Source organism: Marinomonas transparens (assembly GCF_016463975.1).
Lineage (GTDB): Bacteria > Pseudomonadota > Gammaproteobacteria > Pseudomonadales > Marinomonadaceae > Marinomonas > Marinomonas transparens.
Genome location: NZ_JAEMNX010000014.1, coordinates 43,907 through 63,633, shown reverse-complemented (window position 1 = coordinate 63,633; position 19,727 = coordinate 43,907). Strand labels below are relative to the sequence as shown.

The following is a 19,727-nucleotide window of genomic DNA, read 5'->3' as shown; positions in this document are numbered from 1 at the left end:
TATTGCTTGCTGGTAAGGATAAATACTTTCCTTGTTGTGAGAATGCACCATGTCAGCGCCTCCTAATAAAGAGCTAACTGTAATGCTTGTTGACAATGAGCCTGCTAGGGCCGCCATTGTGGAGCAAGCAATGAGAGACAGTGGTTATCGTGTCATCAGGCGACTTGAAAATGCAAAGAACCTGACTGAAGCGGTGACAGAATGCCAACCAGATATGGTTATCATCGACATTGAATCGCCTGATCGAGACATGTTAGAAAATATGTCTCGTCTTACCAAAGACAATCCCCGTCCTATTGTTATGTTTGCTGAAGAAGACGATTCACGACATGTGGAAGCGGCCATTCGTGCGGGTGTTAGTGCCTATGTTGTGGATGGGGTGCAAAGCGGTAGTGTGAAGGCGTTGTTACAAGTTGCTATTGCACGTTTTCGTGAATTCCAAGCATTGCGTTCTGAATTGGAAACAGTAAAAAGTCAGCTTGAAGACCGAAAACTCATAGATAAAGCAAAAGGCCTAATTATGAAACATCAACAGTGTGATGAGCCAGCTGCCTATAAAGCCTTGAGGAAATTGGCCATGGATCGTAGTCAGCGAATGACGGATGTGGCCCGCAATATTATTTCGGTCATGGAGTTGATGGGAGACAGAAAATGAACATGATGGATTCCCAGGAGATTTTAACCAGTAGTGAGCCAGTGCGAGTTGGTTTTATTCCTCTTATCGATTGTGCGCCTTTTGTTATTGCTAAAGAAAAAGGCTTTTTCTTTAATGAGGGGGTAGATGTACAGCTTTCAAAAGAAGCCTCTTGGTCAAGCGTTCGTGATAAAGTGGCATTTAATCTACTTGATGGTGCTCATATGTTGGCGTCTATGCCAATAGCGGCTAGTTTAGGTATTGGCACTATCAAAGCAGCCATGCAAACCAGTTTCACGGTAAGCCATAATGGTAATGGCATTACAGTTGGTAATGCTTTATATGAACAACTTCTCCCCTTGTCTGAATCCTCCGCTGATATACGTAGTGGCGTGGCTTTGAAGCGCTTGATTGAACGACGTGGGGCACAGGCTGTACCATTTCGCTTTGCTATAGTGTATCCATACTCTTCACATAATTATCAGTTGCGTGATTGGTTTGATCGAGCTGGGATTGATCCGGATAAAGATGTGCAGATTATTGTGATTCCGCCGACTCAGATGATGGATTATTTAAAGCAGGGTGAAATTGATGGTTATTGTGTTGGAGAGCCTTGGAATAGCTTAGCGGTTGAGCAGGGAATAGGTCACATGTTGGTGACAGGCTATGAAATATGGGGCAGTACGCCAGAAAAAGTATTTGGGGTTAACTCAGTTTGGGCGAAGAAAAATCAAGCTGTCCACATGGCAATGATTCGCGCTTTAGATAAGGCTTGTGTTTGGGTGGATGCACCTGAGAATCAAACAGAGTTGCTACAAATCCTCAGTCATCCCGATTATCTAAATTGTACGCCTGAGCAGTTGATATATGGCTTTAGTAGTATTAAACCCAAAGGGCAGTTTGACTGGCCAATGGAGGCATATCAGCGTTTTTCTGGTCAAGAGGTTAATAAGCCTCTACCGAATTATGCCTTGTGGGTTATGGCGCAGATGTATCGCTGGCAACAGTTGGCGAAGGTGTCGTCCTTAAATGCAGTTGCCGAGCAGGTCTATTGTCAGGACTTGTATGATCAGGCGCTTGGCCATGAAATGGTAAAGGAAGAGCCCTGGAAACTTTCTTCGCTGCAAGAAAGTCAGTGGCTAGATGCTGTGTCTACCGGAAAGATACAACTGCACCCAGAGGGAATTTTAAAAGGCTTTGAGTTTCGCGATGTCTAATATGGTGCGTGCTGCTTACTAAGTGGGCGTAAAGTTCCAATGATTTGTTTGATTTTGTGCTTTTTCTACGAGAAACCTTATTAAATCAAAGGGGTTTGTTATTTGGCATACTCCGTGCTTATTATTGTTTATGAATTAAGTTTCAGACATACATCTTGGTGAGATTAACCCTATTCGTTAATTATCACTCATGTTATTAATAGCTCAATGAAGATCTATTAACTAACTGGCAAAGGCGCCTGCAGACACATTAATTGTGATTTGCATGCGCCTTTTTTGTTTTTTGAGCCCGAAGCGGAGTTTAGTTATGAAATTGAGAAACTTGAAAACGGTTTTACCTTTATCCAAATTAGCATGTGCTGGTAAAAAAATGAGCCTTGCCGCCTTGGTAGGTTCAACACTTTTGTCTGGGATGGCCCAAGCTGAGTTAGGTTATCCAGAAAAAGAAGAGCTTAAGTTCGGTTTTATCAAGTTGACAGATATGGCACCGCTAGCGATTGCCTATGAGAAAGGCTACTTCGAAGACGAAGGTTTGTACGTTACCTTGGAAGCTCAAGCTAACTGGAAGGTGTTATTAGATCGAGTGATTGACGGACAACTTGACGGTGCGCATATGCTAGCTGGTCAACCGCTAGGTGCGACCATAGGTTATGGAACGAAAGCTCATATCATTACGGCTTTTAGTATGGACCTAAATGGTAACGGCATTACCGTATCGAACGACGTTTGGAAGGAAATGAAGAAAAACATTCCAAATGGTGCTGATGGTAAGCCGGTTCACCCTATTAGTGCGAGCGCCTTAAAACCTGTCATCGATGGTTATAAAGCCGAGGGTAAGCCTTTTAAGATGGGCATGGTATTCCCTGTTTCTACCCATAACTACGAATTGCGCTACTGGTTAGCCGCTGGCGGTATTCACCCCGGTTATTACGCGCCTGCAAAAGGCGATACTAGCGGTCAAATTGATGCTGATGCCTTGCTTTCTGTAACACCACCACCACAAATGCCAGCCACCATGGAAGCCGGAACCATTTCAGGTTATTGCGTTGGCGAACCTTGGAATCAACAAGCGGTCTTTAAAGGCATTGGTGTTCCTGTTATTACCGATTACGAAATTTGGAAAAATAACCCAGAGAAAGTATTTGGTGTAAGCAGTGGCTGGGCGGAAGAAAACCCAATTACGCACATTCGTGTAGTGAAAGCCATGATTCGTGCTGCCAAATGGTTGGATGAAAACAATAATGCTAACCGCCCTGAAGCCGTAGAAATTTTATCTCGCAGTGATTATGTGGGTGCGGATTATGATGTTATTGCGAACAGCATGACAGGGACGTTTGAGTATGAAAAAGGCGATAAGCGTGATGTGCCTGACTTCAACGTATTCTTCCGTCATAACGCCACTTACCCGTATTACAGTGATGCCATCTGGTACCTAACGCAAATGCGCCGTTGGGGACAAATTGCAGAGCCAAAATCAGATGAGTGGTTTATGAAAACGGCGAAAGAGGTTTACCGTCCTGATATCTATGCTCAAGCAGCTAAATCTTTGATCGAAGATGGCTTAATGATGGCCTCTGAATTTCCTGATTTTGATAAAGAAGACGGCTTCAAAGCACCATTAAATGACTTCATTGATGGGGTGACTTATGACGGTAAACGTCCTAATGATTACTTGAAAAGCTTCAAAATTGGTTTGAAAGGCGACGAGCAAATATAAAGATAGCGCATGATAAGGCAGCCATTAGACTGCCTTATCTCGTTAAGAGTGCTTAGTTAGATTAAGTGAGAAAGGAAATATGAATATACCAAGTTTATCCATAGCATCATTGAAAGACAGGGTCGAAAATTTTTCCTTTAAAGCCCTGTTGTTTCCCATTTTCGGCATTTTAGTATTTGTTTTGCTGTGGCAGGTTGGAGCAAGTCGAGTTCATACTTCTTTAGGCGAGTTTCCAGGACCTACTGTAGTGTACGAGCAGTGGAATAGTCTGGTAACAGAGCATCATAATGAACGTGTAAAAGAAGATAAGTTTTACCAACGTCAAGAAAAACGTATTGAAGCTCGACAAGCTAAAGACCCTAACTATGTCGGTAAACTGAGAGATTACACTGGTAAACCTACTTTTTTTGACCAGATTTTTACCAGTTTATATACCGTATTAGCAGGTTTTGGTTTAGCAAGTTTAATTGCCATTCCATTGGGTATTTTGATCGGCTTGAATAGTTCTGTATACAGTGCACTTAATCCCATTATTCAGGTGTTCAAGCCAGTGTCTCCACTTGCTTGGTTGCCTCTAGTGACCATGGTGGTGAGTGCCAGTTATGTATCGGAGGATCCGATGTTTTCCAAATCTTTCTTAACGTCTATGTTTACCGTGACCTTGTGTTGCATGTGGCCAACGCTGATTAATACTGCCGTGGGTGTGGCCGCTGTCGAGAAAGACTTACTTAATGTGTCCAAAGTGCTGCGTCTTGGATGGATTACCCATGTCATTAAAATTGTGATTCCATCCGCTATTCCTCTTATGTTTACGGGTCTTCGTTTGTCTCTTGGTATTGCTTGGATGGTATTAATCGCCGCAGAAATGCTGGCGCAAAACCCTGGGCTAGGAAAGTTCGTGTGGGATGAGTTTCAGAATGGTAGCTCAAACTCGCTTGGTCGAATCATGGTTGCTGTGTTGATGATTGGTTTTATCGGTTTTCTATTAGACAGAGCCATGCTGGTCATTCAGCGCTTTGTTTCTTGGGATAAAACACAAGTGCTTCGTTAATGAGAGACGAGTTAAATAGCAAAGGCTAATTGGAGAGCAAGATGGCAACACATTTGGATATCAGTCAAGTTTCTATGGAGTTTCCGACGGCGAAGGGATCGTTTAAAGCATTAGACAACGTCAGTTTGAAAATTGCGAAGGGCGAGTTTGTTTCTCTGATCGGACATTCCGGGTGCGGTAAATCAACCGTGCTTAATATTGTTGCTGGTCTTTATGATGCAACCGAAGGTGGAATTTTACTCGACGGAAGGGAAGTTAGAGGGCCGGGACCAGAGCGTGCCGTGGTTTTTCAAAACCATTCTTTGCTTCCTTGGTTAACTTCTTACCAGAATGTTGAACTGGCGGTTAAACAGGTTTTTAAGAAAACCAAAACGAAAAAAGAAATGCATGATTGGATTATGCATAACTTAGAACTAGTGCATATGACCCATGCGGCGGACAAACGTCCAGATGAGATATCTGGTGGTATGAAGCAGCGTGTGGGTATTGCCCGTGCGTTGGCGATGGAGCCAAGTGTGTTGTTGATGGATGAGCCTTTTGGCGCGTTAGACGCTTTGACTCGTGCTCATCTTCAAGATTCCTTGATGGAAATCCAAAAAGACCTGAATAACACCGTCATTATGATCACCCATGATGTGGATGAAGCCGTATTGCTGTCTGATCGCATTGTGATGATGACCAATGGCCCAGAAGCGACCATTGGTGAAATTCTTCAGGTAGATTTAGAGCGTCCACGGGATCGTCTAGCTTTGGCAAATGACTCTAAGTACGTGGACTATCGAGCACAAGTACTGACCTTCTTGTATGAAAAACAACGCAAAGTAGAGCCTATTGCGGTTGCTAAAGAGAAGAAGACTGTTGTTAATGCCAAGGTTGCAAATGCTTAACGCAATGAGTCAAGCAGGTCGTATTGTTATTGTCGGAGCCGGCATGGCAGGCAGTAAATTAGCCAATGATTTGCTGCACAAGCAAAATGCCTATTATTCAATCACCTTGATTGGTGAAGAGGCTCAGGTCGGTTATAACCGCATTATGCTGTCGTCCTTATTGGCGAAGGATATTTCTGATGCCGAAATGCCTTTGGTTGATACCAATAAAATGCGTAATGAGGGTGTTGATATTATTGCAGGGGATCCTGTTATTAGTATGAACCTTGAGGCGAAAGAGCTTTATTTGCGCAGTGGCCAAAAAGTACCTTATGACCAGTTGGTATTGGCGACTGGCTCTCGAGCTAAGGCTCTTCCAATAGAGGGGGCTTCTGCAGTGAATGTTATGGGGTTTCGTACTTGGCAAGATGTTGATGTGATGGCTGGCCTTGAAGGTCGTCAGCCTATTTGTGTTATCGGTGGTGGACTTTTAGGGCTAGAGGCCGCCGTCGGTTTGGTTAAGCGTGGTCATCAGGTAACCGTCTTTCATCGTTCAAACTGGTTGCTTAATCGTCAGCTTGATGAAGAGTCTGCCCAGCTGTTACAAAATAAATTAGAACAAATGGGCATCGTGTTTCGGCTTGGAGAATCACCTAAGTCGTTTGTACAGTCTCAACAGGGTTTGGTAACCCATGTGGTTGATCAGAATGATCAACAGACTCCCGCAAGTTTGGTGGTCATGGCGGCAGGTATTTCTCCTGAAACCTCATTGGCGAAAGCGGCAGGGCTTGAGGTTCAGCAAGCGATTCTAGTGGATAGCCAAATGAAAACCTCTCATGAAAATGTGTTTGCGTTAGGCGAATGCTGTGAGTTTGATCAGCAAACCTTTGGTTTAGTAGCGCCTATTTGGACACAAATTAATGTGCTGATTGAGGTGCTTGCTGGGAATGATGCGAATTTTTCGATTGAGCCAACACCGACCAAATTAAAAGTATCTGGGGTAAATCTTTTCTCTGTTGGAAAGATTCAACCTTCTGCAGAAGATGACTGCCTCTTTTTTAAAGATGTGGCCGCGAATCATTACCGAAAACTAGTGGTCAAAGATGGCTTATTAGTCGGTGCAATTCTATACGGCAACGTCGCCGATGGTAGCTGGTATTTCCAGCTTATTCAAAATAAAACCAATGTCTCTGACATGCTCGATTTACTGGTATTTGGTGAGGCCTATTGTTGCCCTCAAGTGGCCTAAGTAGATCGTTTTAGATGTTGCCAGCCTTTTGGCGCGTAGACAGCAAGAGGAATAGATAATGACAACTCGAATCGCTTTTTCAACCGCAAAACCACACCTTGTTGTGGTGGGTAACGGCATGGTAGGCCATCACTTTGTAGAGCAAATAATTGCTCAAGGTGGCCATGAAAATTTTCAAATTACCGTTTTTGGCGAAGAGCCACATTTGGCCTATGACCGAGTCCACCTAAGTGAATATTTTACTGGAAAGGGGGCGGCAGAGTTAGCCATGACCGATGGCACACTATACGACGATAATGGTGTACGTTATTTCACCAACAGCTTGGTGACAGAAATTGATCGGTCAGAAAAAACATTACGATTACAAAATGGTGAAACATTAGCCTATGACAAGCTGGTTTTAGCGACAGGCTCTTATCCTTTTGTTCCTCCCATTCCGGGTCATAAACGCGAGAATACGTTTGTTTATCGTACCCTAGAGGACTTGGATGCTATTCGAGATTGTGCGAAAAAAGTTACCCGAGGTACGGTAGTTGGTGGCGGTTTATTGGGCTTAGAAGCGGCCAATGCGCTAAAAAATCTTGGCCTTGAAACCAGTGTGGTTGAATTTGCGCCACGTTTAATGCCAGTACAGTTAGACGAGAAGGGTGGTAGTGTTCTTAAGGAAATGATCGAAGGTCTGGATGTGAAAGTCTATACCGACACCGCAACACAAGAGATTGTCGATGGTGAGGCGGCTTTCCATCGAATGAACTTTGCTGATGGTACTCACCTTGAAACCGATTTGATCTTATTCTCTGCGGGGATTCGTCCTCAAGACGCCTTGGCAAAGCAATCGGGTCTTGAAATGGGTGAACGTGGTGGCATAACCATTAACAATCATTGTCAAACCAGTGATAAAGACATTTATTCTATCGGTGAGTGTGCCCTGTGGAATAACCGTATCTATGGTCTTGTGGCGCCGGGTTATACCATGGCGAAAGCCGCTGCCGGCCATTTGTTAGGCGATGAAAGTCTTGCCTTCACTGGTGCCGATATGAGCACCAAACTTAAACTTTTAGGGTGTGATGTGGGTTCTGTCGGTGATGCCCATGCCCAGTCACAAGGTTGTAAGGTCTTTGTCTATCAGGATGAGCTAAGCCAGAGCTATCGTAAAATGGTGGTATCGGAAGACGGTAAGAAATTACTGGGTGCCGTATTGGTTGGTGATAACAGCTATTACGATACCTTGTTGCAATATTATTTGAATGCGATTGACCTTCCTGAGTCGGCTTCGTCTTTGATTCTGCCTGTTACGGATGGTGCACCAGCGGCATTAGGTGTAGATGCTCTGCCCGCGACGGCCTCTATTTGCAGTTGCCATAATGTGTCCAAGCAAGATATCAGTGATGCCGTGTGCAATGGTGCCTTGTCGGTGGGGGATGTGAAAGGCGTTACTAAAGCGGCGACAGGTTGTGGTGGTTGCGCAGCATTGTTGAAAAAGGTCGTCGATAACGAATTACTTGCCTTGGGTGTGGAAGTGAGTACGGATATTTGTGAGCACTTTCCTTACACTCGCCAAGATTTATACAACTTGGTTAAGGTCGAAGGCATTAAAACCTTTGCTGATTTGATTGCTCAACATGGTAAGGGTCATGGCTGTGAAATTTGCAAACCTGCGGTGGGTTCGATATTAGCCAGTGTGTGGAATGAATATGTTCTGAAGAAAGAACATATTAGCCTACAGGATACTAATGATAGGTTCCTTGCCAATATGCAAAAAGACGGTACTTATTCGATTGTACCGCGTATTCCTGGTGGCGAAATTACCGCAGATAAATTGATCGTATTGGGGCAAGTGGCGAAGGAATATAACTTATATACCAAGATAACTGGTGGTCAGCGTATCGATTTATTTGGTGCCACTCTCAATCAACTGCCAGATATTTGGGGTAAATTGGTGGCGGCTGGGTTTGAAACAGGGCAAGCCTATGGCAAGTCTTTACGTACCGTCAAGTCCTGCGTTGGGAGTACTTGGTGCCGCTATGGTGTGAATGACAGCATGACCATGGCGATTGATTTAGAAAATCGCTACAAGGGGCTGCGTTCGCCCCATAAGATCAAATTTGCTGTTTCTGGTTGTACACGAGAATGTGCTGAAGCTCAAAGTAAAGATATCGGGGTGATTGCTACTGAAGGTGGCTGGAATTTATATGTGTGCGGTAACGGTGGTATGAAACCTCGTCATGGGGATTTATTCGCCACGGACCTTGATGACGAAACCTTGGTGAAATACATCGACCGTGTCCTGATGTTTTATACCAAAACCGCTGACCGTTTACAGCGTACTTCTGTTTGGATGGACGGTTTAGAGGGCGGGCTAGAGTATCTTAAGTCTGTTGTGATTGACGATAAATTGGGGATTTGTAATGAATTGGAAGCACAAATGCAGTTGGTGACGGATACTTTTCAGTGTGAATGGAAAAGCACATTAAAAGATCAAGAAGCATTAAAGAACTTCCGCCAGTTTGTTAACTACGAAGGTAGTGATGACAACGTGGTATTTGTTGAAGAGCGTGATCAAGTACGTCCTGCAACAGAAGCAGAAAAGCAGCAATTGATCATGAAAGTGGGCTAGGAGATAAAAGATGCAGTGGAAATTAGTATGTAAGCAAAGCGACCTTGTTGTCGGTGCTGGTGTGGCCGCTATGGTTAATGGTGAACAGGTCGCACTCTTTTATGTACCTGAGTCTGAAGAAAAGGTCTTCGCCATTGCCAATTGGGATCCTATTGGTAAAGCTAATGTATTGTCTCGCGGTTTGGTTGGTCACCTTCAAGATCAATGGGTCGTTGCGAGCCCATTGTATAAACAGCATTTTGATCTATCTTCTGGCCAGTGCTTAGAAGATGATCTAAAGATTCCTGCATGGGCAGCGAAGCTTGAGGGAGATGAGGTTTTTTTGCGCTGCTAGTGTGTATTCAATGTGCGTGATGCACCTCATGTGTGCGTTTTAATAGCGGATATTGATTAATGCAAAGAGTTTTTTTTAACTAACTGATATAAAAGACTTTTATTTTATATGTTGTCGTTTTTTATTTGGCTTGAATATTGCTTTATTAGTATTAACTGTAGCACCGTGAACCGATGATGGTTGACTCATAAAGCGTACAGATATTACAAAAGGCAACGAAGCCCAAGTCTCTTTCTATAAAAGGGGCTTGGGCTTTTTTTGTTCAAAGGATTCCTATGACAGCGACAACCAGCAAGACAACTTGCCCATATTGTGGCGTAGGCTGCGGTGTGAATTTCACGCTTCCAAGTCAAGTGGGAGGAGCGGTACCTCCTGTTTCAGGCGATAACAGCCATCCAGCCAATTTTGGCCGTTTGTGTGTCAAAGGAAGCAGTCTTGCTCAAACGATTCAATCGAATGATCGTTTGCTCTCACCTATGGTCGAAGGCCATGCTGTTTCTTGGTCAGAAGCAATTGATACTATCAGCAGCAAGATTGCCGATGTGGTGAAAACGCATGGGCCAGATGCCTTTGCTTTTTATCTATCAGGCCAGATTCTTACCGAAGACTATTATGTCGCGAATAAGCTCGCCAAAGGTTTTATTGGTACTGCCAACGTAGATACTAACTCTCGCCTCTGTATGGCATCTGCGGTAGTGGGTTATAAGCGTGCATTTGGTTCTGATACCGTGCCTTGTAATTACGAAGACCTAGAACTCTGTGACTTGCTGATTATGGTCGGCTCCAACGCTGCTTGGACACATCCAGTTTTGTATCAGCGGATTGCTGCTGCCAAGCAACGACGTCCCAATATGAAAGTGGTGGTGGTTGACCCTAGGAAAACCGCAACCTGTGATATTGCCGATTTGCATCTAGCCATTAATCCAGGAACGGATGCCGCTATTTTTTCTTTTCTATTACAACACTCTGTGCAAGCGGGCATTCTTGATAGTGATTTTATTGCGGATCATACCAATGGCTTTAAAGAAGCGCTAAATCAAGCCAACGAATCGACTCCAAACCTTATTTCCACAGCGGATTTTTGCGGCGTTAGTGAACAGGAAGTGATGATTTTAGCCAACTGGTGGAGCGATACGGCAAAAACAGTCACTTTTTATTCTCAAGGGGTGAACCAGTCTTCGTCTGGTGTTGATAAATGTAACGCGATTATTAATTGTCATCTCGCCACAGGGAGAATAGGCAAAGAAGGCGCAGGGCCATTTTCGATTACCGGACAACCTAATGCTATGGGTGGACGGGAAGTGGGTGGTTTAGCAAATCAGTTAGCTGCCCATATGGATTTTGCTACGCCGGGTGCACAGGATTTGGTGCAGCGTTTTTGGCAAGCGCCAAATATGGCAACAGAAAATGGCTTGAAAGCCGTAGACTTATTTCAAGCCATAGAAGAGGGCAAGGTCAAAGTGGTGTGGATTATGTCTACTAACCCTATGGTGAGTTTGCCGGATACCGCACAGGTTCGACGGGCATTAGAAAAGTGTGAGCTGGTGATTGTTAGCGACTGTAAAGCACATACTGATACCACGGCCATGGCAGATGTTCTATTACCTGCGACTGGCTGGAGTGAAAAAGACGGCACAGTCACGAATTCAGAACGAAGAATCTCTCGTCAGCGCGGCTTATTGCCTGCGCCGGGAGAAGCAAAGCATGATTGGTGGGCGATTTGTGAAGTGGCTAAAACGTTGGGGTTCAGAGATGCTTTTGCTTTTCGAACACCTTGTGAAATTTTTGCAGAACACGCCGCCCTGTCAGCTTTTGAGAATAACGGCAAACGAGATTTCGACATTGGTCATTTCAGCAGCATCAATAAAGATGAGTATGAGAATCTGGTGCCTGTTCAATGGCCTGTCCCTAAAGGTCGCCCTGAAGGCACAAAGCGGATGTTTGAGGACGGACGTTTTTTTACCCCTGATAGCCGGGCTCGATTTATTCCTGTAACACCGAAAAAACCAGTTAATGCACCGACTAGTGAGTGGCCCTTTGTTTTGAATACTGGTCGGGTAAGAGATCAATGGCATACCATGACGAGAACGGGGGATGCAGCCCTGTTGACTAAGCATACTGATCAGCCTTATGTGGAAATTCATCCCAAGGATGCTAATCAGCTGGGGATCGAAGATAAAACCTTGGTGCGCCTTACCTCACCTCAAGGCGAGGCTTTATTAAAGGCTAAGGTTAGCCGTGCGGTTTCTCCGGGGAACGTGTTCACGCCAATACATTGGACACAGCAGTTTGCAAATGCATCGGTTGTCTCTAATTTGATTCCATCATTGGTGGATCCTTTATCGGGCCAACCGGAATCTAAACATGCACGAATTAAGTTGGAAGCGGTAACCAATATTAGTTATGGCTTTATTATGTCGATTAATCCCATCATGGATTTGGATTGTATTTATTGGTGCCGTATTCCATCAGATATCGGTTATTACTATGAAGTGGCTTGGTCTAAAGGGGAAAGTATGTCTTCTCTTCAATCTTTGTTAGAGAAAGGGAAGGTGAGCCAAGAGGGGGCTGGCGAATGGCTTGAATATAGCCATCTTAAAACTCAACAAATTAGGTTAGCGCATATTGAAGGGAAAAAGTTAACTTCTGTGGTGTACTTACATAACAAGCCTGAGCCAATATCAACCGATTGGTTGCTGTCTAAATTGATTGATCGCTCGCTAGTCTCTGAACAGGAACGAATGGCTCTCTTAGTGGGTTTACCTGCAAATATTGAGGATAAAGGCGATATTGTGTGTTCCTGTTATCAGGTCGGTAGTAAGCAAATTAATAAAGCAGTCGCCGCCGGTGCTACGTCGGTTGAGGAACTTGGAATGCAGCTAAAATGTGGCACTAATTGTGGTTCTTGTCTTCCTGAATTGAAATACTTTTTACCTGCTATTACGGAGCTGTCCGCATGAGTAATGCTTTTACCCAATATATAAAAATTCTAGGGCGAGGCAAAAAAGGCGCACGTAGTTTAACGGTGGAAGAAGCCGAGCATGCTATGTCTTTAATGTTGTCTGGTGACGCTGCACCAGAACAGTCTGGTGCGTTTTGGATGCTGATTCGTATTCGTGAAGAAACGGCGGAAGAGACAGTAGGCTTTACCAAGGCCACCCGCCAATTTTTAGCGAAAAAAGAAGCACTGAATATCGATGTCGACCTTGATTGGCCTGCCTATGCAGGTAAACGGAATGAGTTACCTTGGTTTTTGTTGGCCGCTATGGCTCTGGCTAATACGGGTATTAAGATTGTTATGCATGGTCATGCTTTTGAGGGTGAAGAGCGCATTTATGTGGATCAGACTATCAGTGAATTAGATTTGCCTATTTGCCATTCTCGTCAGCAAATTAGGCGTGAGCTTGGGCATAAAAACTTTGCCTATGTGCCTTTAGCTAAAGTGGATTCTACCCTAGGTGAAATGATGGACTTAAAATATAGCTTAGGGCTGCGCTCTCCAGTGAATACCGTGGTTCGCATGATGAATCCATTCTCGGCTTCTCATAGTGTGCATGGTGTGTTCCATCGAGGCTATGATGAGCTGCATTTATCGGCCTGTGAGCAATTAGGTGACCCTTCCGTCTTGGTATTTCGCGGGGGGAATGGTGAGGCAGAGGTGAATCCTGAGCGTGATGTGGTTTTGGGTAAATGGCAAAACGGTGTCGCTAGTTGGACTAGTTGGCCGAAAGCCGAACATGAACACAAACGATTAAAGCATAATTTAGACGTTTTACGTCTTCGTGAGCATTGGAGTGGCGAACAGGTAGACCCATTTGGTGAACAAGCGGTTCGACAAACCATTGCGTCGGTGGCTGGGCTTATTTATGGTGTGCAATCCCATGAGGAATGTCTTGTATTAGCGGATCAAATTTGGGCGCAGCGAAATAAATCCTGTTTCGAGCAGAAGGTAGCTTAATAGAAGCTCATAAAGAAGGTGGTATGGAATTTAGCTCACTATCGGCTGCGATATTGGCTGGCGGTAAAGGCGAGCGGATGGCTTGCCAAGATAAAGGTCTAGTGCTTTACCAAGGTTTGCCGATGGTCTTATTGGTTAGTAAGGCTTTGCTTAAGGTCGTCGATCTTGTTTTTGTTAACGCTAATAGGAATCTTGAGCAATATGCGAGCCTAGGTTTTGAAGTGGTGAAAGACTCTGCTGACTGCCAAGGCAAGGGCCCCTTGTGCGGCTTGCTGGCTTGTCTTGATAGGACAGCTACATCTCATTTACTTGTTTCGCCCTGTGACACACCTTGTATTTCAGGGGAAGCTTTTAAGCAACTTAAGCAAGCTAGCCAGCAACAGCCTGATAAAATTCATTATTTGCGAGATTCGAATGGCTTGCATCCATTACACGCGGTTTTACCTGTTGAAGCCTGTGTCAATGCTTTGAAAGCTTTCTTAGATAGTAGCAGGGGGTATAGTGTAATGGCTTTTTATGAGGCTTATGGGTGTCACCCTGTTGTATGGGAAAAGTCCAGTGAGCTGCTCAATATTAATACATCGGAATATTTAAAAAGTTAATGGCTGTGTTTATTTTACTGAGTCGATGTCTAGGCGATAGGATTCCCCATCTTCCTTATGTTCCAATTTGACCAATAAGTAATCGTGTTTTGGTGAAAACCAAAAGGTGGTTCTTTTGCCGCTTTCAAGCTTATCTGTGCGGATCAATTTAATCGCAGAAAGGCGACCAATACTGGTTTCTATCTTATCTCTTCCTGCTCGCTCAAAGCGCCAGTTTTTTAGCCGTCCACCGTCAGCAATTTGATAATTGAATTCATTTTTTCCAAGCTTAAGGTCTTGTCTTACTTGTAGCTGTATAGACAATTTATCGAGTGTTTTTGGTGGAATGGCTAGATGCCAAGGTTTATTCTTGATGTCATTGCGAACCCTCATCTTGTCCCAGTCAAAGGTAATGGTGGCTAGCTTCTTTTTGCCCAGCACACTGCTCTTATATTGGTAGACAGAGGGCAGAATTTGATGGTTTTGGACTTTGAAACTTGAGGTTTCTTCTAAAGAGGCGATCATGGCTTCTGCAGTGAAACGAAATTGCCATAGCCCATCATCTTTTTGTGAAAGAGTTTGTTTTCCTTCGACTTTTAGACTGATGCCTTTTTTCCAGACCGTGCTGTAAATCGCCGTGTAAGGTGTGAGAAAAGTATCTTTATCGGACTCTGAAGCGGCAAAAGAAAGTATGGGTAGGCTCATTAAGGTAGCAATTAAATACATTGAAACTTTATGAGTGACCATACTTTCTCCTAACTGACTTTATTCTAGGGTTTTGTTATAAAGCACGCCGCTTTCCGGTAGCTTAGTATTGTCTAAAAAAGCCGCCCCGTCACTGAGTGTTAACCTTTCTTCACTAAACCATTTTACCGCCAGAGGGTAAATGATGTGCTCTAAAGTATGCACCTTAGTGGCAAGTGAGTCTGCGTTGTCATTTTTTTCGATCTGAGTGCTAGCCTGTAAAATAACAGCTCCGGCGTCCAATTCTGGGCTCACAAAATGTACAGAAACACCATGCTCTTTATCATTTGCATCAATGGCTCTTTGATGGGTATTCAGCCCTTTATACTTTGGTAAAAGAGATGGGTGAATGTTTAGCATTCTACCTTCATAATGTTTCGCAAATGTTTCAGATAGAATACGCATGAAACCTGCTAAAACAACGAGTTTTGGCTGGTATTGGTCAATAAGCTTTTGTAACTCAGCGTCGAAGGCTTCGCGGCTTTCGAATAACTTATGGTCTAAAGCATGGGTTGCTATGCCTGCTATTGTTGCTCGCTCTAAACCGTAAGCTTGTGCCTTGTTACTGATGACGGCAGCAATGTTGATATTGAGCTTTCCTTGCAAGCTTTGGTCAATCAAAGCTTGCAAGTTACTACCGCTGCCAGAAATTAAGACAACGACAGGGAAACTCATGCTTGCGTCTCTAAATCAGAGATAAGCACATCTTTGCCGCCATTACGTGGTCGAATGTCGCCGATGATCCAAGCTGTTTCACCTTCTGCTTTAAAGATAGTCAGTGCTTCATCTGCTTTGTCCGCATCAATAGAAAGCACCATGCCAACGCCACAGTTGAGCACGCGGTACATTTCTTCTTGTTCGACATTGCCTTGTTCTTGTAGCCAGTCAAAAACCGCAGGACGTTGCCAGCTTGAGGCATCAATATACGCTGCCGTATCTTCAGGAAGAACACGGGGAATATTTTCGAGTAAACCGCCACCAGTGATATGAGCAAGAGCATTAACCGGAATCGTTTCCATTAGCTTAAGGATGGATTTCACATAAATGCGAGTAGGCTCCATCAAGGCGTCTTTTAGTGCGATGCCGTTAATGTCTTGGTTTAAGTCGGCTTCACTGACTTCAAGAATTTTACGGATCAGAGAGTAGCCATTTGAATGCGGGCCAGAAGAGCCTAGCGCAATTAATTTGTCGCCTGCTTTTACATTGCTGCCATCAATGATGCTACCTTCTTCAACAACACCTACACAGAAGCCTGCTAGATCATAATCACCATCGTGATACATGCCAGGCATTTCGGCGGTTTCACCACCAACAAGAGCACAGCCTGCTTGTAGGCAGCCTTCCCCGATACCTGTTACGACATTAGCAGCAATATCAATGTCTAATTTGCCTGTTGCATAGTAGTCAAGGAACAATAGTGGTTCTGCACCAGCCACAACGAGATCGTTGACACACATGGCGACTAGGTCAATGCCAATGGTATCGTGCTGATTTAAATCCATTGCTAGGCGCAATTTAGTGCCTACACCGTCAGTGCCGGAAACAAGAATTGGGTTTTTATATTTGCTAGGAAGGCGTGTTAGTGCGCCAAACCCACCTAATCCCCCCATTACTTCTGGGCGACGAGTTTTTTTGCTAACACCTTTAATGCGTTCAACAAGTTGGTTGCCTGCGTTGATATCTACGCCAGCGTCTTTATAACTAATCGATGCTTTATCCGATTTGGTCATTGCCTATGCCTTATTCATGGTACGAGGAGAGGCGCATTTTAACATAGTGACGCATTAGGGCTATGGTTCTTTATCATTAAGACAGTAGAATAGGGAAATAAACGAAGGAAGGGCTATGAATTCTCGTATATTTTTATTGTTAGTTAGTGTTTTTTTAATGCCTTTCGCCATGGCAGTTCCTGTTAAGGGACTTTATCAGGCGGAAATTAATTTACCAGCGACCGATTCTGAAGCAAAAATGTTGCAAGAGGCCTTTTCTTTGGCGGCTCAACAGGTTTTAGTTCGGGTGTCTGGTAATAAAGCGGCGATATCGGGCGAGGTGCTGCAGCAAGCGCAACAAGCTGCGTCTACTTGGGTGGCTCAGCATTCGGTTACGGCGCTTTCTGAATTACTGCCCTCTGGTGATGGTTTGGTATTGGGTAAGCAAATTAAAGTCACTTTTTATCAAGAATCGATAGACAGCTTCCTGACGCAAAATAATTTACCCGTTTGGGGAAGTAATCGACCTTCGGTATTGATTTGGCTGGTGAGTGAGAATAATGGGGTTCGAACGCTTGCGGGTTCTAAAGCCCCTTCTGCGCTATTAAATGGTTTGGCTCAATCTGCGACATTAATTGGTGTGCCGATTTATGCACCCTTATTAGATGATGTTGATAAAAATGCCATTACTGCTGCGGATGTTTGGGGTTTTTTTGAAGATACGGTAGCGGCTGCTAGCAAGCGTTATCAAACGGATTCGGTTGCGGCGATACGAATTAGTAACTTTTCTGGTCAGGTTAGTGGGAGCTTATTACTTTTGTTTAGTGATGGGGATGTTCAGCGGTTTAATTTAACTGGCTCTAATCAGCAAGAAATCCTCGATCAGGCCAGTGCGGATTTAGCGAAAGCCTTTTCTAGCCGATATGCAGCGGTGCGTAATAATCAATCGAGTAGTCGCTTACAGCTGCAAGTATCTGGTATTACTGGCTATAACATTATGAATAAGGTGCAATCCTATTTAGAGAGTATTGGTGTGGTTCGAGATGTACTCTTATCTAAAATAGAAGGTGATAAGGTCGAATTCTCTGTTGATATTGATGGTGATAAGCAAAAGTTACTTAACAGTATCGCGTTAAATCGTTTGTTGCTGAATGCACCATTAAGTGCCCTTGATCCAGATGCAAATCGAGTAGAGTCTTTCCAGTACAGTGGAGCGAAATAATGTTAGAAGAAACAAAAGATATTCCAGTAACTGAAGCGGTTGTTGAGCAAGATTTTTTTGCGCGTTCAGTGGAAGAGCAGCAGGATTTTTTGTCACAAACTTGGTGTAATCACTGTGCAGAAGTGGATTTAGGTATGAAGAACCCTAAGGAATACTCCAGTGCTGATCGAGTTTGGATTGAAGGGGAGTGTTTAAAATGTGGGAGTTCAACTATTACTGAGATAGTTGAAGAAGACGAAGAGTAGGTCACGACTCTTGCGCTTGCAATACTGCGTTAAAAATAGTCTTTACTGTGCTCATGGCATCGTGAAAAGAGTTATGGGGATTTATTTGATTCATAAAAAAACCGCGCATAGCGCGGTTTTTTTATGACTTTATATTGCTGTTTTCATTTTAGGAAACGAAAGCCTTTCTACTCAGTTGGGTAGTCACGTTCAGGCTTGCCGACATAAAGTTGGCGAGGGCGGCCAATTTTATAAGGCCCGCTAATCATTTCATTCCAATGTGAAATCCAGCCTATAGTACGTGACATGGCAAAAATTACCGTGAACATACTGGTTGGGATGCCAATTGCTTTCATAATAATGCCAGAGTAAAAGTCCACATTAGGGTAAAGCTTACGTTCTACAAAATATGGGTCTTCAAGGGCGATTTGTTCAAGACGTTTAGCAATTTTCAACAGCGGGTCATTTGACATGCCTAGTTCAGCGAGTACCTGATCACAGGTTTCACGCATTACTTTTGCTCGTGGATCAAAGTTTTTATAAACACGGTGACCAAACCCCATTAGGCGGAATGGATCGTTTTTATCTTTTGCTTTAGCAATGAAGGTATCGATGTTTTCAACATCACCGATTTCTTCAAGCATAGTCAGTACTGCTTCATTTGCGCCACCGTGTGCAGGCCCCCAAAGAGTTGCAATGCCAGCTGCAATGCAAGCAAATGGATTGGCACCAGAAGAGCCAGCTAAACGAACCGTAGAGGTTGAAGCGTTTTGTTCATGATCTGCGTGTAGGATAAAAATGCGATCCATTGCTTTAGCGAACACGGGGTTTACTTTGTAATCTTCACAAGGTGTTGCAAATAGCATGTACAAAAAGTTTTCTGCATAAGATAGGTCGTTACGTGGGTACATAACAGGTTGATCTTTAGAATATTTGTAGCATATTGCTGCCAAGGTAGGCATTTTTGAAATCAAGCGAAAGGCTGCGATTTCACGATGCGTTGGATTATTGATATCCATATGGTCTTGGTAAAAAGCAGAAAGTGCACCGACTAAGCCACACATTATTGCCATTGGGTGGGCATCATTACGAAAGCCTTCAATGAACTTATGCATAGATTGGTTAACCATGGTGTGTTTACCAACGGTTTTTTCAAACTCTGCTTTTTGTGTTTTATCTGGAAGCTCTCCATAAAGCAGGAGGTAACAAGTTTCTAAATAATCCGAGTGCTCTGCAAGTTGGGCAATTGGATAGCCTCTGTGCAGAAGGATTCCAGCGTCACCATCTATATAAGTAATAGCAGATTCGCAAGAGCCTGTAGACATGAATCCTGGGTCATAGGTGAATACACCTTGAGAGCCTAGACTGCGTACGTCGATAACGTCTGTGCCTAAAGTACCTGAAAGAACAGGTAATTCGATGGTTTGATCGATCCCATCCACTGTGAGTAGCGCTTTTTTATCAGCCATTTATGGTCTCCTTCATATTCTGATCCGGGGCAAGAGGTCGTGGATTGACGCTTCTCTGCCCAGAAGGTGCGGAAAAAATACTGTTTCTGCACTATAAAAGTCAATCTTGTTAACTTGCAATCTCGTTATATTTTG

General features: G+C 43.9%; 17 protein-coding genes. 13 read left to right on the top strand and 4 right to left on the bottom strand.

What is annotated here, in order from left to right; genetic code table 11:
- Nucleotides 1–82 precede the first annotated feature (82 nt).
- The 11 genes from I8J31_RS12330 to mobA all read left to right on the top strand — a co-directional run bounded on the left by I8J31_RS12330 (nt 83) and on the right by mobA (nt 14,245).
- On the top strand, nt 83–655 hold the full coding sequence (locus tag I8J31_RS12330; protein ID WP_233402754.1) for an ANTAR domain-containing response regulator: 573 nt from the start codon (nt 83–85) through the stop codon (nt 653–655).
- Nucleotides 656–657: 2 nt separating this feature from the next.
- Nucleotides 658–1,851 carry a CmpA/NrtA family ABC transporter substrate-binding protein gene (locus tag I8J31_RS12325; RefSeq protein ID WP_233402753.1) on the top strand — a complete coding sequence of 398 codons (1,194 nt, stop codon included), beginning with the start codon at nt 658–660 and terminating at the stop codon, nt 1,849–1,851.
- A 307-nt stretch (nt 1,852–2,158) separates the two neighbouring features.
- Nucleotides 2,159–3,568 carry a CmpA/NrtA family ABC transporter substrate-binding protein gene (locus I8J31_RS12320; RefSeq protein WP_199468869.1) on the top strand — a complete coding sequence of 470 codons (1,410 nt, stop codon included), beginning with the start codon at nt 2,159–2,161 and terminating at the stop codon, nt 3,566–3,568.
- A 79-nt stretch (nt 3,569–3,647) separates the two neighbouring features.
- Nucleotides 3,648–4,619 (top strand): ABC transporter permease, encoded by a 972-nt coding sequence (locus I8J31_RS12315; protein WP_199468868.1) that lies wholly within the window; start codon nt 3,648–3,650, stop codon nt 4,617–4,619.
- Nucleotides 4,620–4,660: 41 nt separating this feature from the next.
- Nucleotides 4,661–5,506: an ABC transporter ATP-binding protein gene (locus I8J31_RS12310; RefSeq protein WP_199468867.1), complete on the top strand. Its 846-nt coding sequence runs from the start codon at nt 4,661–4,663 to the stop codon at nt 5,504–5,506.
- Nucleotides 5,484–6,734 carry an NAD(P)/FAD-dependent oxidoreductase gene (locus tag I8J31_RS12305; protein ID WP_233402752.1) on the top strand — a complete coding sequence of 417 codons (1,251 nt, stop codon included), beginning with the start codon at nt 5,484–5,486 and terminating at the stop codon, nt 6,732–6,734. Before I8J31_RS12310 ends, I8J31_RS12305 begins: the two co-directional genes overlap by 23 nt.
- A gap of 58 nt (nt 6,735–6,792) precedes the next feature.
- A complete protein-coding gene (gene nirB, locus I8J31_RS12300) occupies nt 6,793–9,351 on the top strand; it encodes a nitrite reductase large subunit NirB (RefSeq protein ID WP_199468866.1) in 2,559 nt (852 codons plus the stop codon).
- Nucleotides 9,352–9,361: 10 nt separating this feature from the next.
- Complete coding sequence (nirD, locus tag I8J31_RS12295) at nt 9,362–9,685, top strand: nitrite reductase small subunit NirD (protein ID WP_199468865.1); 324 nt, start codon at nt 9,362–9,364, stop codon at nt 9,683–9,685.
- Nucleotides 9,686–9,960: 275 nt separating this feature from the next.
- Nucleotides 9,961–12,645 (top strand): nitrate reductase, encoded by a 2,685-nt coding sequence (locus I8J31_RS12290; protein WP_199468864.1) that lies wholly within the window; start codon nt 9,961–9,963, stop codon nt 12,643–12,645.
- Entirely contained in the window at nt 12,642–13,643 is a 1,002-nt protein-coding gene (locus I8J31_RS12285) for a glycosyl transferase family protein (RefSeq protein WP_199468863.1), read from the top strand. The genes I8J31_RS12290 and I8J31_RS12285 overlap by 4 nt, the downstream gene beginning before the upstream one ends.
- Before the next feature lie 23 nt (nt 13,644–13,666).
- Nucleotides 13,667–14,245: a molybdenum cofactor guanylyltransferase gene (gene mobA, locus I8J31_RS12280; protein WP_199468862.1), complete on the top strand. Its 579-nt coding sequence runs from the start codon at nt 13,667–13,669 to the stop codon at nt 14,243–14,245.
- Between the two features lie 9 nt (nt 14,246–14,254).
- Here mobA and I8J31_RS12275 read toward each other — a convergent pair whose 3' ends face one another.
- From I8J31_RS12275 to purM, 3 genes are read right to left on the bottom strand one after another with little or no spacing between them, the layout of a single operon-like run.
- Nucleotides 14,255–14,971, bottom strand: coding sequence for a DUF3108 domain-containing protein (locus tag I8J31_RS12275; protein ID WP_199468861.1), 717 nt, complete (start codon nt 14,969–14,971; stop codon nt 14,255–14,257).
- Between the two features lie 18 nt (nt 14,972–14,989).
- Nucleotides 14,990–15,643, bottom strand: coding sequence for a phosphoribosylglycinamide formyltransferase (gene purN / locus I8J31_RS12270; RefSeq protein WP_199468860.1), 654 nt, complete (start codon nt 15,641–15,643; stop codon nt 14,990–14,992).
- Nucleotides 15,640–16,698 carry a phosphoribosylformylglycinamidine cyclo-ligase gene (purM, locus tag I8J31_RS12265; protein WP_199468859.1) on the bottom strand — a complete coding sequence of 353 codons (1,059 nt, stop codon included), beginning with the start codon at nt 16,696–16,698 and terminating at the stop codon, nt 15,640–15,642. Before purM ends, purN begins: the two co-directional genes overlap by 4 nt.
- A 115-nt stretch (nt 16,699–16,813) precedes the next feature.
- On the opposite strand from purM, the gene I8J31_RS12260 reads away from it, so the two are divergent.
- Nucleotides 16,814–17,899, top strand: coding sequence for a DUF2066 domain-containing protein (locus I8J31_RS12260; protein WP_199468858.1), 1,086 nt, complete (start codon nt 16,814–16,816; stop codon nt 17,897–17,899).
- Nucleotides 17,899–18,144: a hypothetical protein gene (locus I8J31_RS12255; RefSeq protein ID WP_199468857.1), complete on the top strand. Its 246-nt coding sequence runs from the start codon at nt 17,899–17,901 to the stop codon at nt 18,142–18,144. The genes I8J31_RS12260 and I8J31_RS12255 overlap by 1 nt, the downstream gene beginning before the upstream one ends.
- A 167-nt stretch (nt 18,145–18,311) precedes the next feature.
- Here the strand turns inward: I8J31_RS12255 and gltA are convergent, their stop codons facing one another.
- Nucleotides 18,312–19,592, bottom strand: coding sequence for a citrate synthase (gltA, locus tag I8J31_RS12250; RefSeq protein ID WP_199468856.1), 1,281 nt, complete (start codon nt 19,590–19,592; stop codon nt 18,312–18,314).
- Between the last annotated feature and the right edge of the window lie 135 nt (nt 19,593–19,727).

Coding starts and splice junctions, on each gene's coding strand:
- I8J31_RS12330 (WP_233402754.1), top strand. CDS start 83: ATGCTTGTTGACAATGAGCCTGCTAGGGCCGCCATTGTGGAGCAAGCA.
- I8J31_RS12325 (WP_233402753.1), top strand. CDS start 658: ATGATGGATTCCCAGGAGATTTTAACCAGTAGTGAGCCAGTGCGAGTT.
- I8J31_RS12320 (WP_199468869.1), top strand. CDS start 2,159: ATGAAATTGAGAAACTTGAAAACGGTTTTACCTTTATCCAAATTAGCA.
- I8J31_RS12315 (WP_199468868.1), top strand. CDS start 3,648: ATGAATATACCAAGTTTATCCATAGCATCATTGAAAGACAGGGTCGAA.
- I8J31_RS12310 (WP_199468867.1), top strand. CDS start 4,661: ATGGCAACACATTTGGATATCAGTCAAGTTTCTATGGAGTTTCCGACG.
- I8J31_RS12305 (WP_233402752.1), top strand. CDS start 5,484: ATGCCAAGGTTGCAAATGCTTAACGCAATGAGTCAAGCAGGTCGTATT.
- nirB (WP_199468866.1), top strand. CDS start 6,793: ATGACAACTCGAATCGCTTTTTCAACCGCAAAACCACACCTTGTTGTG.
- nirD (WP_199468865.1), top strand. CDS start 9,362: ATGCAGTGGAAATTAGTATGTAAGCAAAGCGACCTTGTTGTCGGTGCT.
- I8J31_RS12290 (WP_199468864.1), top strand. CDS start 9,961: ATGACAGCGACAACCAGCAAGACAACTTGCCCATATTGTGGCGTAGGC.
- I8J31_RS12285 (WP_199468863.1), top strand. CDS start 12,642: ATGAGTAATGCTTTTACCCAATATATAAAAATTCTAGGGCGAGGCAAA.
- mobA (WP_199468862.1), top strand. CDS start 13,667: ATGGAATTTAGCTCACTATCGGCTGCGATATTGGCTGGCGGTAAAGGC.
- I8J31_RS12275 (WP_199468861.1), bottom strand. CDS start 14,971: ATGGTCACTCATAAAGTTTCAATGTATTTAATTGCTACCTTAATGAGC.
- purN (WP_199468860.1), bottom strand. CDS start 15,643: ATGAGTTTCCCTGTCGTTGTCTTAATTTCTGGCAGCGGTAGTAACTTG.
- purM (WP_199468859.1), bottom strand. CDS start 16,698: ATGACCAAATCGGATAAAGCATCGATTAGTTATAAAGACGCTGGCGTA.
- I8J31_RS12260 (WP_199468858.1), top strand. CDS start 16,814: ATGAATTCTCGTATATTTTTATTGTTAGTTAGTGTTTTTTTAATGCCT.
- I8J31_RS12255 (WP_199468857.1), top strand. CDS start 17,899: ATGTTAGAAGAAACAAAAGATATTCCAGTAACTGAAGCGGTTGTTGAG.
- gltA (WP_199468856.1), bottom strand. CDS start 19,592: ATGGCTGATAAAAAAGCGCTACTCACAGTGGATGGGATCGATCAAACC.